This window comes from Micromonospora sp. NPDC047187, from assembly GCF_040643355.1.
In the GTDB taxonomy this organism is placed as follows: Bacteria; Actinomycetota; Actinomycetes; order Mycobacteriales; family Micromonosporaceae; genus Micromonospora; species Micromonospora salmantinae.
Window position 1 is genome coordinate 31325 of record NZ_JBEYUF010000005.1, and the last position, 14115, is coordinate 45439.

Consider the following 14115-nt stretch of genomic DNA (forward strand, 5'->3'; position numbering starts at 1 on the left):
TCAGGACCGCCGTCCCCGGCTGCGCAGGGCGTCCTGGGTCGACTCGCCGATGTCCGCGTCGTCGGGGAAGCTCCGGCCGCTGGGAGCGGGGTCGGGTGGGGCACCCGGTCCGGCCATCGTCGTACGGGTCGGCTCGACCGAGCCGAAGCCGTGTCGTCCCGCCGGGTCCGACCGGCCCGCCGGAGCACCCGCACGTCGCTCGCCGCGCCGTCCCTCGGGCACCGCGGTCTCCTCGCTGCCCTCGTCCATCGGTGAATCGTCGTCAGTGCCCCAGGGCGCGTCGGCGTCGAAGCCGTCGCCGGTGCCCCACGGCTTGGTCGCCTCCGGCTGAAGCCGGTCGTTGTCACCGCTGCGTCCCTTGTGCGCCGTCATCGCCACCCCGCTCGTCGGTCCGCCGCTCCGGCGGACGATGTGCCGTCCTCGGGCCGGGATCGCCGGCCCGGGTGCGGCGCACGACATGTCGCCGCCACGCCGCCGCGCGCGCGGGACCCGTTCATCGCTCCGGTGCGCGCGCAGGCCGGCCAGCGCCCCGCCGTCGAGGTGGCGGCGGGACGCCGGCCGGCCCGACGTTCAGCGTCCGGCCATCGCCATCGGCCGCTTGCCGTTGCTCATTCCCGCCATCTTGATCATGCCCTTCGAGGCGCCCTTCATCCCACCGGCGCGACCGAGCATCCCGCGGAACACCTGCCCGGGCTTCTGCTGCTCACCCATGTACGCGGTGACCACGACCAGGGTCCCGGTCAGCGCCGGAATGGCCCACTGGAGCAGCTTCATCTGCCGCTGCGACGAGGCCACACTGGCCGGGGTCTGGTGGTTCGGCTCGGTGGCACCGCTCACCGACGGACCGCCGGCCTTCTCCAGCCGCATGCCGATCAACCGGCTGTAGCCGGTGACCGCCAGCGCGCCGATGGTCAACGCGGTCTTGATGGCGCTGGCCCGGCCCACGCCGGACTGGGCCGCCACCCGTGGGCTCTCGGTCACCAGCTCGCCGACGGCGCCGGCCAGGTGGGCGCCGATCGCGGCCGCGTTCACCGGTGTCCACTTGGACCATCCGGCCGAGGCGACCGGGAGCCGCTGGGTCGAGTCGCTGATTTTCGCAGCTGCGCCGTTGACGCCGAAGGCACCCATGAGGGAGCCGCCAAACCAGGCCGCCAGGCCCAGATCGTGCATCGAGCGCAGTGCGGTATGCCGTTCGGACATGTGATCCCCTTCCGCCGTGTCGGGCGGTGCGGCTTACCCGAGGGTCGGGCGGCTAACCCCGCCCCGGGCGGGCCGATCCGCGTCGTGGCGGGCCGCTACCGGACACCCGTGGCGTCGGCGGGTCGACCTGCCCCGGGCAGGAGTCGTTCGCCCGGTGGCGGGTAGTTCCCGAGTGACGCCGACGAGAGGGGAACGCGATGTCGCAGCCGGACGAGAGCCGGGAGAAGACCCCCAAAACAGACGCGGTGCTCATGCACCCCGACAACGACCCACACCGGAACACCGCACAGGTCGCACCCCGCAAGGAACACGCCGAGATCCAGGTGGAACGGGACGGTGAACTGGTGCCGCTGGACCAGGACGAGTGAGCCGACCGGCCGGTACGGCTCAGCGGGGCGGCAGGTCGCCGACGAAACCGGCGATCCGCCGCGCCAGCGGGACGCTGGCGCGGACCCAGGTGAAGTGGTCCAACGTCGTACCGGCCTGCGCCACTGTGTACCGCTCCCGGGTCACCGGCGCGTCGACGAGCTTCGCGCAGAGGTGGTCCATGGTCTCGTGCGGGGTGAACTGGTCGTCGTCCACACTGACGGCCAGCACCGGGGTTCGTACCGCGCGGACGGCGGCCTCGGTGTCCGTACCGTCGAGCCGGGGGAATCGGCCGGTCCGCGCGGTGTGGGCCCAGTCGCGGATCACACCGCGTGCCTGCCGACCGCCGAAGCCCCAGCCCGGCCAGACCCCGAGCAGCGCCGCCGTGGCGGCGATCCCCTGGGTGTAGGGCAGTACGCCGAGGCCGCGCCGGCCCGGGTAGCTCCGCCAGTACGGGATGCCGACCGCCACCAGCGCCAACCCGTCCACCTCGCCGCTGCCGTGCAGGGCGAGGTGCAGCAGCGCGGCCTGCCCGCCGAGCGAGTGCCCGAGGAGTAGTCGGGTGCGTCCGTCCAGACGTGGCTTGAGGGCGGCCAGGACGGCGCCGACGTCGTCGGCCAGATCGGCGTAACCGTGCCGGTCCGCCCGACTCGGCGCGGGCGTGCTCGCCCCGGTGCCGCGCAGGTCGGCCACGGCCACTGCCAGTCCGGCGGCGCGCAGCGCGGCGGCGAAGGGCCGGTAGTACCGGGCCCGGACCCCCATCGCGGGCCAGATCACCACCACCGGCGCGCCCGGCACCCCGGCCGGTTCCGGGTAGACCTGCACACCCAACCGGCCACCGTCGACGTCGACGAACTCCTGCGCGTACTCCGGGTCCCCGTTCACCGGCCCAGCCTACGGCCTGACGTTACCGGCGGGTAGCAGCAGGCTGTGGGGCCCAGGACAGCGGTGGGCAGACGTGCCGTCCGCTCGACGGACGCGACGGAGGGCCCCGCCGAACGGCGGAGCCCTCCGACGGACGCTGCGGTCAGGAGACCGAGATCGCCCCGTTGCTGGCCCGCACGCAGGCCACCGAACGGGCGCTGGTGGAGGCCGCGCCGCTCAGGCACTGGCCGAGCACCTGGTGCCCGGTGGCGTTCGGGTGCCACGACTCCTGGCAGGTCTGGAAGTAGGTGACGCAGGTGTTGGCGATGCGCTGGATGGCGATCTTGTCCTTGCCGGCGAGGCTGGTGACGAAGGTGCCGGTCGCGCCGTCCTGAAGCCGGATCGGAGTGGCCAGCGCGCCGCTCGGGCTGCTGGTCTGCTCGCAGAGCCGGGCACCGTTGAACGCCTGCTGCACGCTCAGGTACACCAGGTCGTCGGCGGGGAACTCGGCGGCCAGAGTGTCCCGGGTGGACTTCACGATGCTGCCCAGGCCCTGAGAGAAGCGGTGCCCCGGCGCCAGGCTGGCCCGGTGGATCGGGCAACCGGCCGCGTACCGCTCGGCACCCAGGTCACGGAACTTGTCCCGGGTGTCGTCCCGGCTGTCCTCCTCGTGGAACTGCTGGTTCAGGTCCAGCGGCAGCGGGTTCGTGTAGTCCTGGAACACCACCCGGTGCTGCCCGTCCGCGTCCACCTGGTCGAGGGTGGTCAGGATCTGACGTACGGCCGCGGTGGTCTCCGCGGTCGCGGCGCTGAGCTGCGCGGCGGTGGCCAGGTCGGCGTCGCTGCACGGCTTCTGCTCCACCGGCCCGTTCAGGTACGCCCAGAACTCCCACCAACCGGTCCAGGCGTCGGCGATGAACCGGTTGGCGCACTTCTCCGCGACGCTGCCGAAGGTGAACGAGCTGTTGTTGGAACCGAGGCCGATCAGCACCAGGTCGATGTCCTGGGTCTGCGCGACGGCGCGCAGCTGACTCAGCTGCGAGGCGACGGTGCGACCGTTGGTCCGCGCCTGGGAGGTGTTGGCGATGTCGTGTGGCTGACCACCGGAGCAGGCCAGGTTGAACCGGTTCTGGATGCCCGGCAGGTTGGCCTGGTTGAGCGAGGCGTTCGCCGAGCGGTGGCAGAAGAACGCGTTGTTGTTCGCCGCGGTCCAACCGGGGAAGCCCTGGCTGACACCGTTGGCGTCGACGACCGGGGTGTACGCCCCGGCGCCCTCGCCACTGATGAAGCTGTCCCCGAGTGCCACCGCGGCGGTGGGCAACGCGGCGGACGCGGGTGCGGGCAGCGCGACGGCGGTCGACAACGCGGCCATGGCGATCGTTAGTCCCGCGGCGAGCGCGGTACGCCGGAACCTGGGCATGGGGGCCCCCAACCATCGAAAGATGAAAGATTCTCTGAGAGCGCGATCAGATCACCCCGGCGCGACAGGCGTCAATGGCCCGTAACAGATTCGTTCGACGAAGGACACGCGCCCGTAGGCATCACGGGCTACCGCGTCGAGACTGGACCCGCGCTCCGGGTAGTCGACCGCCCTCGGCGCGGAGTCAGCGACCGGTCGGGCGGCCGCGGCGGTTCAACAGGGCCGCGTCCACCGCGCCCAGCAGCGCGAACAGCCCCAGCGGCAGGATGATCGTGGCCAGGAACGCCAGCACCACCGAGCGCAGCAACAGGCCCAGCCCGGTGCCCACCAGACCGGCGACGATCTGCACCAGCACACTGCCCACCGCGACCGTCCCGGCGAACCGCCACGGCGCGTCGGCGACGTCGGCCGGGGTGAGGGCCAGCGTCGCGACGCAGATCAGCACACCGACCACGCCGACGACGACCGCCGGCAGCCCCACCGCGAGCACTGTGGGCAGGACCGGGAGGCGGACCGGCGCCCGGCGCAGGTCGCGTACCAGCAAGATGCCGAAGAGGGGGGTCGCGACCGACATCAGGCTCTGCACAGTGCCCGAGAGTTCGGCGAAGGTCCGGTCGGCGGCATCCGCGACCAGCGCCACGGCGACCAGCAGCCCGGTCACCAGGGTGCCCACCAGCAGCCACCGCCGGGCCGGCGTACCGAGGGAGCGCCGCAGCGCGTCGCGAATCGTCTCGTCCACCGCGAGCACCTTCCGACGACCGGTCGGGTGGGCGAGCCTACCGGAGGTGGTGCCTCTGCGTGATCCGGCGATCACGGCCGTACCGAGCTGCTCCTCGGGCTGTCACCGACCGTCCCGGTCGAGGCCCGCGTCCCGCACGTATGCGGCACCTCGTTCCATTTGTGCTCACGGGATGTGACAAGCGTGGACAGTGCCCGACACCGCTCTCTACAGTTCCTCCGTCTGGCTGTCTTACATCCACGGGGGTTGCGGTGGCCACTGGCCGCTCCATGCATGCTGTCCACATCCACAAACCGTCCATGATGCCCCGACCGTCCACGCGCGGCCTGCTCGCCGCCGGGATCGCGGCGTCCATCGGCGTCGCCCTGCTCGCCGCACCCGCGTCGGCGGCGCCGGCGGAGGGCGTCGCCGCGAGCGGCACGGCCGGCCGGGAGGCCGTCCAGGCAACCGCCACGGCCACGCGCACCGGCCAGCGGGTGGAGGTCGTCTCCGCCCGCACGGAGTTGACCCAGGTCTTCGCCAAGCCAGGCGGGGGCTTCGTGTCCGAAACCGCCGCCGTTCCCCAGCGAATCCGTCAGAGCGACGGATCCTGGTCCGACGTCGACCTGTCCCTGCGGCGCGGCGCCACCGGCCTCCGACCGGCGGTCTCCCCGACCGACCTGGTGTTCTCGTCCGGAGGGCACGGTCCCGCGGCCACGCTGACCAGCGGAACGAGCGCGATGACGCTGGGCTGGCCGGGTGGGCTGCCCACGCCGACCGTGTCCAAGGACGCGGCCACCTACCCCGAGGTACTGCCCGGTGTGGACCTGGTGCTCACGGCGACCCACACCGGCTTCACCCATGTCCTCGTGGTGAAGACACCGCAGGCGGCGGCGAACCCGGCGCTCCGGGAGATCCGGTTCGACCTCGGCGGCGACGTGCGGGTCCGGCGGGAGGCCGACGGCTCGCTGCGGGCGCTCGCCGGCGAGACCGAGGTGGCGCGCGGCGCGGCGGCCGAGATGTGGGACTCGGCCGGCTCCGGCCGCTCGGCCCGCTCGGCGTCGACCTCGTCGCCGTCCGGCCCCGGCGCAGCCGCCCGCACCGCCCCCGTGGCGACCGCGGTCGACCCCGCCGGTGACCTCGTGCTGCGTCCGTCGCCGGACCTGCTCGACCCGGCCAAGGCCACCTTCCCGGTGTTCATCGACCCGGCCTGGTCCGCCACCCGCTCCCGCTGGGCGTACGCCACGAACAACAACTCCACCAACAGCGACACGACCTCCGCCCTGGTTGGCAAGAATGTCGATTCCGGCGTCACCTACCGCTCCTACTTCGAGTTCCCGATCGCGGCGCTGAGCGGCAAGCTCATCAGGTCGGCCTCCGTCCAGGTGGGGGTGACCCACACCTGGTCCTGCTTCGACACCCCGACCTACCTCTACCAGTCGGCGGGCATCACGAGCACTCCTCGCACCGCGTGGGCCCCCGCACTGACCACGCTGCGGGCTTCCGCAAGTTCGCACGCCCGCGCGACTGGCTGCGCCGACTCACCGCAACCGCCCATGACCGTGCGCTTCACCGGCAGCGTCGCCGCCGGCCTCAGCAGCGCCACGGCCGCCCACCAGTCCTCGATCACCTACGGCCTCTGCGCCTGTAGCGACTCGGCCGGGACCGGCGAGAGCACCCTGGACCGGTGGAAGAAGTTCGACCCGAGTACGGCGCGCCTGCTCGTCGACTACGACTCGGCGCCCACCCAGCCCACCAGCCTCCAGGCCGGCGGCGCCGCCTGCGTCGCGGGCGGCCGGGTCACCCGGACCACCCCGCCGACCCTCTCCGCCGTCTTCCCCGACGCGGACACCGGTCAGGTCCTCCAGACGTCGTACGAGCTGCTGGAGATCCCCGCCTCGGGCACCTACGACAGCTCCACCCCCCGGATGAACCCACCGGCGGGCTCGACCGTGGTGGCCGGTGCGCGGTCCACCACGGCCGCGGTGACCGGCACTGCCAGCGGAAAGTCGTACGCGTTCCGGACGCGCAGCGACGACAGCTACGTGACCAGCCCCTGGTCGGCCTGGTGTGAATTCACCATCGACGACCAGCCGCCCACCGTGAGCGTCGACGCGGTCGCCACCCCCGCCCCGCCCGGGCAGCTCTACACCTACAAGGTGCGCTCGCCGGACCCGGACGTGGTCAGCTTCCGCTACGGCTGGAGCAGCCCGCCCACCGAGGAGGCGGAGGCCGGCACCAGCCTCGGCTACTCCGGCAAGACCGTGTCGGTGACCCTTGCCACGCCGGCGTACGGCACCAACACGCTGTACGTCGCCGCGGTGGACAGCGCTGGGAACGTCGGCCACGGCTCGCTTGTTATCGAGGTGGCACCGTAGTCGGGCCGCTGAGAGGCAACCGGTCACGGCGCGGCTAACGCGCCGAATCCGGACAGCAGCACACGCAGTCGGGGCCCGCATCCGCAACGAGGATGCGGGCCCCGACTGCGGGGTGCCGTCATCGTGTCGCATCTGCCGGTTAGGCTCGCTGCGGCGCGCGCCGGCCGACTGACAGTTCGGACGCGGCACCACACCGCCGAGACCGGGGAGTACGACCAGTTGACCGCAGAGCCTGACACCCTGTACGGGGCCGATGACCTCACCCACCTTGAGGGGCTGGACGCTGTCCGCAAGCGGCCCGGCATGTACATCGGTTCCACCGACAGCCGTGGCGTGGGTCACCTCGTCAACGAGATCCTCGACAACTCCACCGATGAGGGTGTCGCCGGTCATGCCAGCCACGTCGAGGTGATCCTGCACGCCGACGGCTCGGTGCAGGTCGACGACGACGGCCGGGGCATCCCCACCGACGTGCACGCCAAGTCCGGCATCTCCGGCGTCGAGCTGGTGCTGACCCGGCTGCACGCCGGCGGTAAGTTCGGCGGCTCCGGCTACAAGACCTCCGGTGGTCTGCACGGCGTCGGCGCATCGGCGGTCAACGCGCTGTCCCGCCGCTTCGACGTGACCGTCCGCCGGGCTGGCAAGATCCACGCGATGTCGTTCCGGCACGGCGTCCCGGGCATCTTCGACGGCGACGGCCCGGACGCCCCCTTCACCGCCGGCCCCGGCCTCCAGGTGACCGGCGCCATGAAGCGCGGCCAGCACACCGGCACCTCGATCCGCTGGTGGCACGACGCCCGCTACTTCGAGACCGGCGCCGCACTCGACGTCGACGCCGTCCGGATGAAGCTGCGCAACACCGCGTTCCTGGTTCCCGGCGTGACCTACCTGCTGCGCGACCTGACCGGCGAGGCGCCCGCCGAGGAGCGGTTCCACTACCCCAACGGGCTCAGCGACATGGTGGACTTCCTCGCCCCAGCCGGCGACCGGCCGGTCTCCGGCACCCTGCTGGTCAACGGGGAGGGCACCTACCGGGAGAACGCCGCCGACGCCAACGGCGTCATGCAGTCCAACGTGCAGCGGCGCGCCGAGGTCGAGGTGGCGTTCCGGTGGGGCACCGGTTACGAGCGCACCGTCGAGTGCTTCACCAACACCATCCGCAACGCGCACGGCGGCACCCACCGCAAGGGCTTCGAGCGGGCCCTCGTCCGCTCGCTCGCCGACGCGATCCGTAACACCCGCGGTCTGCTCAAGGCCAAGGAGGAGCCGCCCACCCTGGACGACGTCCTGGAGGGGATGACGGCGGTGGTGCACGTGCGGATCCCCGAGCCGCAGTTCACCTCGCAGACCAAGGACGAGCTCTCCACCACCGGCATCACCAAGGTTCTCCAGTCCCTGGTCGACGCGCACATCAAGGCATGGCTGGAGGACCGGCGCACCAAGGCCGAGGCGCGCACCGTCCTGCAGAAGATCGTCGACGCCGCCCGGGTGCGGCTCACCCAGAAGCAACAGAAGGACGCCGCCCGGCGCAAGACCGCCCTGGAGGGCGCGTCCATGCCGCCGAAGCTGGTCGACTGCCGGGCCACCGGCATCGACCGCAGCGAGTTGTTCATCGTCGAGGGCGACAGCGCGTTGGGAACGAGCCGGATGGCCCGTTCCTCGGAGTACCAGGCGCTGCTGCCGATCCGCGGCAAGATCCTCAATGTGCAGAAGGCCAACCTCCAGCAGGTTCTGGACAATGCCGAGTGCGCTGCCATCGTGCAGGTCCTCGGCGCCGGCTCGGGGCGCACCTTCGACCTCTCGGCGCTGCGCTACGGCCGTGTGCTGATCATGGCCGATGCCGACGTGGACGGCGCCCACATCCGTACGCTGCTGATCACCCTGTTCGCCCGGTACATGCGGCCGCTGATCGAGGCCGGTCGGCTCTACGCCGCGATGCCGCCCCTGCACAAGATCACCACCAGGGGGCGCAGCCCGCAGACCGTCTACACCTACACCCAGGCCGAGATGGAGACGACGGTCCGCAAGCTGGAGAAGGCCGGCAAGCAGATCGTCACGCCCATCCCACGGTTCAAGGGTCTCGGTGAGATGGACGCCGACGAGTTGTGGGACACCACGATGAACCCGGCCACCCGGGCCGTCCGCCGGATCACCCTCGACGACGTCGACGCCGCCGAACGCATCCTCGAGCTGCTGATGGGCGAGAAGGTCGAGCCGCGCCGCAACTGGCTCATCGACTCCGCCGACCGCGTCGACCGGGATGCGATCGACGCATGAGTGAGCGACAGCGAGCGAATCTTCGATGCAGCGCCCGTTCCGTTCCAGTGGAGAGCTGAGTCATGGCACGCCGTAAGGAAAACAAGGTCGACCTCTCCTCGTTCGACCAGGCCGGCGCGCGGGTGTTCGACAACCCGCTGGTCACCGAGGTCTCCGACTCCTACCTGGAGTACGCGTTCTCGGTCATCCACTCCCGCGCCCTGCCCGATGCGCGCGACGGCCTCAAGCCCGTGCACCGGCGCATCCTCTGGTCGATGTACGAGCAGGGCTACCGTCCGGATCGCGGGCATGTCAAGTCTGCCCGAATTGTGGGCGACTGCTTCGTTGCCGGCACACTCGTCTCGACGCCCGACGGTTTGCGGGCCATCGAGGAGATCGAGGTCGGGGACCTCGTGCTGGACGGCGATGGAGCCCCCATACCGGTGACTGCTGTTTATCGGAACCCGACCTCCGAACTCGTGCGCGTGACCTGGAGCAACGGGCACACGATGCTCGTCACGCCGGGCCAGCGCTTCCGTGTGGTCGCCGATGACCTTTCAGTGCAATGGGCGGAGGCCCGGGATCTCCCCGGGCGCCTGGCATTGGCGTACGGCAGTCGCCGCAGTGCGGCGTCGACGCCCGCCGGTGACGTCTACGACTATGTGCGCGGGCTGCTGGTGGCTGAGGGCTTCCCTGCCCATCGGTCTCGCGAAGCGGACGGCCGGGTCCGGATCCATATGTGTGACGTCGAGCCGCTGGATGTCGCTCACGGCTGGGCCGTCACCAGTGGAGTGAACGTCTCCCGAGGTAAGCGCGAGGCGCGCAATCCCCTCCACCGCGACCAGCACATTCTGACCTTCAGTCGGCACGAGGGGCTGCTGGAGGCTGCACGTCCGCTCAGCCGGGACAAGCACGTGCCGGGCGACATCATCGCGAATCGGTCAGCGTGGGTGCCGTTCCTCGCCGGCTTCTTCGACGGGGACGGCTACGTCCGTAAGCGCTTCAGGGAGATCGTCTTCGTCAGCACCAGCGAGGTGCTGGTGCGGCAGATCTACGCCATGCTTGCCGACCTGGGGCTGCACGGGCACCACTGGACCAGCGGTCGCGCCTCCGCGGGTAACCCGCTCTTTGGTCTCTCGGTCAGCGGGCGGGACGCCGCAGACCTTGCCCGGTTGTTGCTGCCCTGGGCGAGGATCGGATACAAGCACGACGGCTTGCAGCGGGTCGCCGAGATCGGCTACGAGTACAGCGGCAAGCAGGGCAACGACCGGTTGCCGTACGGTCCGGTCATCGCGGAGTTCACGGCAGCGCATCAGGGCGGAGGGTGGTTCCGGGACCAGGACGGACAGGCGTTCCGTGACTCGCTCTCGGCGAGCGGTGGCCCGAAAGTGCGGTATGGCAAGGACCGCAACGGCGTTCCACTTGCGGACCGGTCGTTCCAGTTGGAGCGGGCAGTACGAGACGGCTGGATCCACAAACTCCACCGCCTTGGCTCACCGCTCGCTGCTCGGCTCGACGCGTTGGTCGGCAGTTCGTTCCTACGGGTCACTTCGGTTGAGGCGGTTTCGCCCGACGTCACGTACGATATCCAGGTCGGCAGTGACGAGCACGCGTTCGTCGCCGAGGGCTATGTCGTTCACAACTGTATGGGTAAGTACCATCCGCACGGGGACACGGCGATCTATGACGCCATGGTCCGGCTCGCGCAGGACTTCTCCCTCAACGTGCCACTCATCGATGGACATGGAAATTTTGGGTCCCCAGACGATGGACCGGCAGCATCGAGATACACCGAAGCGCGGATGTCTCGCGAGGCCATGCTGCTCGTCGGTGAGCTGGGCGAGGACACCGTCGACGTCGAGCCCAACTACGACGGGTCGCTGACCCAGCCGACCGTGCTGCCGGCGGCCTTCCCCAACCTGCTGGTCAACGGCGCGTCCGGGATCGCGGTCGGGATGGCCACCAACATGATCCCGCACAACCTGGCGGAGGTCGTCTCCGCGGCCCGCTGGCTGATCAACCACCCGGACGCCACTCTGGACAAACTCATGGAGTTCGTCCCCGGCCCCGACCTGCCCACCGGTGGGGTGCTGCTGGGCCTGGACGAGGTGCGCCGGGCATACGAGACCGGGCGTGGCGTGGTGCGGATGCGCGGCAAGGTGGAGATCGGCCCGATCGAGGGCAGCCGGGGCCGTCAGGCGATCACAGTGGTCGAGTTGCCCTACGGCGTCGGCGCGGAGAAGGTCATCGCCGCGATCACCAACGAGGTCACCAAAACCAAGCGGCTCACCGGCATCGCCGACGTCAAGGACCTCACCGACCGGGAGAGCGGCACCCGGCTCGTCGTCGAGTGCAAGGTCGGGGTCAACCCGCAGGCGCTGCTCGCCGACCTCTACCGGCTGACCCCGCTGGAGCAGTCGTTCGGCGTCAACAACCTGGTCCTGGTCGACGGGCAGCCGCGCACGCTGGGCCTCAAGGCACTGCTGGAGGTCTTCCTGGCCCACCGGTACGAGGTGGTCACCCGGCGCACCTCGTACCGTCGGCGCAAGCGTCAGGAGCGGCTGCACCTGGTCGACGGTCTGCTGATCGCGCTGCTGGACATCGACGAGGTGGTCCGGCTGATCCGGGGCAGCGACGACGCGCAGGCCGCGAAGGACGGGCTGATGAGTCGGTTCGGCCTCTCCGACATCCAGGCCACGTACATTCTGGACACTCCGTTGCGCCGGCTGACCAAGTTCGACCGGATCGAGCTGGAGGCCGAGCAGGAGCGGCTGCGCTCCGAGATCGCCGAGCTGAGCAAGATCCTCGACGACGAGCGGGTGCTCAGGAAGGTGGTCTCCGACGAGCTGGCCGCCGTGGTCAAGCAGTTCAGCACCGAACGCCGTACGACGCTTGTCGACGGTGACCTGAAGGAGGTGCTGGCCGCGTCCGCGCCGGCCGGCCCGCTGGAGGTCGCCGACGACCCGTGCCAGGTGATCCTCTCCGCGACCGGGCTGGTGGCCCGGACCGCGGCCGAGTCGGAGGAGAGCTCCGAGGGGCGCCGACGCAACGGCCGGGTCAAGCACGACACGGTACGCGCCATCGCGCACTCCACCGCCCGCGGTCGGGTGCTGCTGTTGACCAGCGCCGGTCGGGCGTTCAAGGTCGACGTCCTGCCCCTGCCGGTGTTGCCGGAGCAGGCGGGCACTGTGTCACTGCGTGGCGGTATGTCCGCGGCCGAGCTGGTGCCGTTGGCGGCGGGGGAGACCGTTGTCGGCCTGGCCCCGCTCGGCGGGCAGGCGGAGGGCTCACCGGGGCTGGCGTTGGGCACCCGACAGGGCGCGGTGAAGATCTGCTCACCGGAGTGGCCGGTGCGCTCCGACGAGTTCGAGGTGATCGGTCTGCGCGACGGTGACGAGGTGGTCGGGGCGACCTGGCTGACCGACGGCACCGAGACGCTGACCTTCGTCACCTCGGAGGCGTCGCTGTTACGCTTTCCCGCCGGGTTGGTCCGGCCGCAGGGCCTCAAGGGCGGCGGTATGGCCGGCATCAACCTGCCGGCCGGGGCGCGGGTCGCGTTCTTCGGCGCGGTGCGCACCGACGACCCGGGGCATGGCGAGCCGATGGTGGTCACCTCCACCGGCGCGACGGTCAAGGTGACGCCGTTCAAGGCGTACCCGGCAAAGGGCCGGGCGACCGGCGGCGTGCGCGCGCACCGCTTCCTCAAGGGCGAGACGGACGTGGCCGTCGCCTGGGTGGGCCCGCGTCCGGTCGGCGCGACAGCCACCGGCGACCCGGTGGAGCTGCCCGCGGCGGACCCACGCCGCGACGGCAGCGGCTTCGCGGTGATGCTCGGCCCAACGGTCGTAGGCCACCTGATCGAACGCGACTGACCCCCACCCGCGTTGGCGCGCCGTTGGCGCCTTCTGTTGTGGGTGAGGGTCCGGGTGCACGCGAAGCACCCTGCAGGGTAGGTCCGGACAAGGGTCCCGTCGCGTCCGGACCTACCCTGCAGTCCCTGGTCACCGCGTGGCTGTCGGGCCGCTCGCGATGATGCCCCGGTAGGGAGAGGGCTGGCCGGGCCAGTTGGCCAGGCAGCGCCGCATCGGCTTCCAGATGTCGGTCAGCAGGTGCGGGAGTTGTAGGCGGCCCAGTAGGGGCCGCTGCCCTTGGGCGGGTAGAAGCGGTAGTTCCCGTCGGGCGAACGCTGCAGGACGAACTGGTGCGAGCCGTACGGGCTCCGGGAACCCGTCGCCCCGTGGTACACCACGTACAGCCATCCGTTCTGGTTGTCGTGCTGCACCAGCTTGTCGCCGGCCTTCGTCCAGCTGTTCCGGCCTGCGGAGCCATCCGCTGAGAGGCCCTTGTCGCGCTGGAAGTTCCTCGTCGCGGCATCGGTCTGGTCGCCGAAGACGCCGTCGACTCCGGACGAGGGCAGGTAGCCATTCGCCCAGAGAATGGTCTGCCAGAGACAGGCGACGTTCGAGTTGCGGTGGGTGGTGACGTTGGTGACGCCTTCGTCATCGAAGTCGTCGGACACCGCGCCGGCGCCATGGACGAACGCCCGGCCCGTGTAGGAGCCGCTGGCCGCGGCGGGCGTGGCGATGGTGACGTTGATGCCGATGGCCAGTGCCGCGCCGATGGCGGGCACGGCAGCCCGCTTGAGGATGCGGCGGGCGGAGCGGAGCGACGACATGCATCTCCTTCAGTTGGGAATCATGAGGGGGCAACGGTGCTGGGGTGTCGCGCCAGCCGACGGTGTCAGGCCCGGCACGACGAGGCGAGGTGGCTTAGCGCCAGTGTGGACGGACGGTCGTGCCATCAGACCTGGCGATTGGTGCTCTTGTTTGGCGCGGTGTTTGAGGGTTTAACGAACAAAACCCAACCGGTCCCCCCCAGGATAAATTAAGGTGGGGGCGGAACAACCCCCCCCC

General features: G+C 70.7%; 10 protein-coding genes and 2 pseudogenes. 6 read left to right on the top strand and 6 right to left on the bottom strand.

The genetic code is table 11. The features are described from left to right. Together ABZ794_RS11210 and ABZ794_RS11215 are read right to left on the bottom strand one after the other, a co-directional pair. Nucleotides 1-372, bottom strand: a complete 372-nt coding sequence (locus ABZ794_RS11210; RefSeq protein WP_210784096.1) for a hypothetical protein — start codon at nt 370-372, stop codon at nt 1-3. A gap of 198 nt (nt 373-570) precedes the next feature. Then, nucleotides 571-1200, bottom strand: a complete 630-nt coding sequence (locus ABZ794_RS11215) for a hypothetical protein (RefSeq protein WP_210784097.1) — start codon at nt 1198-1200, stop codon at nt 571-573. A 197-nt stretch (nt 1201-1397) separates the two neighbouring features. Between ABZ794_RS11215 and ABZ794_RS11220 the strand changes: the two genes are divergently transcribed. Further along, the gene (locus ABZ794_RS11220) at nt 1398-1568 is read left to right on the top strand and encodes a hypothetical protein (RefSeq protein WP_357515354.1); all 171 of its coding nucleotides are present in this window, start codon (nt 1398-1400) and stop codon (nt 1566-1568) included. A gap of 19 nt (nt 1569-1587) precedes the next feature. On the opposite strand, the gene ABZ794_RS11225 is transcribed toward ABZ794_RS11220, so the two are convergent. The 3 genes from ABZ794_RS11225 to ABZ794_RS11235 all read right to left on the bottom strand — a co-directional run bounded on the left by ABZ794_RS11225 (nt 1588) and on the right by ABZ794_RS11235 (nt 4589). Then, entirely contained in the window at nt 1588-2451 is an 864-nt protein-coding gene (locus ABZ794_RS11225) for an alpha/beta fold hydrolase (RefSeq protein WP_210784098.1), read from the bottom strand. A gap of 142 nt (nt 2452-2593) precedes the next feature. Continuing rightward, the gene (locus ABZ794_RS11230; RefSeq protein WP_357515357.1) at nt 2594-3850 is read right to left on the bottom strand and encodes a hypothetical protein; all 1257 of its coding nucleotides are present in this window, start codon (nt 3848-3850) and stop codon (nt 2594-2596) included. Between the two features lie 184 nt (nt 3851-4034). Continuing rightward, the gene (locus ABZ794_RS11235) at nt 4035-4589 is read right to left on the bottom strand and encodes a hypothetical protein (protein ID WP_357515359.1); all 555 of its coding nucleotides are present in this window, start codon (nt 4587-4589) and stop codon (nt 4035-4037) included. 299 nt (nt 4590-4888) lie between these two features. On the opposite strand from ABZ794_RS11235, the gene ABZ794_RS11240 reads away from it, so the two are divergent. The 5 genes and pseudogenes from ABZ794_RS11240 to ABZ794_RS11260 all read left to right on the top strand — a co-directional run bounded on the left by ABZ794_RS11240 (nt 4889) and on the right by ABZ794_RS11260 (nt 13074). Then, complete coding sequence (locus ABZ794_RS11240) at nt 4889-6946, top strand: hypothetical protein (protein ID WP_238688044.1); 2058 nt, start codon at nt 4889-4891, stop codon at nt 6944-6946. A gap of 168 nt (nt 6947-7114) precedes the next feature. Continuing rightward, a complete protein-coding gene (locus tag ABZ794_RS11245; RefSeq protein WP_308194342.1) occupies nt 7115-9223 on the top strand; it encodes a DNA topoisomerase IV subunit B in 2109 nt (702 codons plus the stop codon). A gap of 62 nt (nt 9224-9285) precedes the next feature. Then, nucleotides 9286-9540: pseudogene (locus ABZ794_RS11250) on the top strand (DNA gyrase subunit A); the annotation flags it as partial. Next, nucleotides 9532-10344 (top strand): annotated as a pseudogene (locus tag ABZ794_RS11255) (LAGLIDADG family homing endonuclease); the annotation flags it as partial. The pseudogenes ABZ794_RS11250 and ABZ794_RS11255, both read left to right, overlap by 9 nt. 246 nt (nt 10345-10590) lie before the next feature. Next, a complete protein-coding gene (locus ABZ794_RS11260; protein WP_357515597.1) occupies nt 10591-13074 on the top strand; it encodes a DNA topoisomerase (ATP-hydrolyzing) in 2484 nt (827 codons plus the stop codon). 230 nt (nt 13075-13304) lie between these two features. On the opposite strand, the gene ABZ794_RS11265 is transcribed toward ABZ794_RS11260, so the two are convergent. Continuing rightward, the gene (locus ABZ794_RS11265; RefSeq protein WP_210784103.1) at nt 13305-13877 is read right to left on the bottom strand and encodes a peptidoglycan-binding protein; all 573 of its coding nucleotides are present in this window, start codon (nt 13875-13877) and stop codon (nt 13305-13307) included. Nucleotides 13878-14115 lie beyond the last annotated feature (238 nt).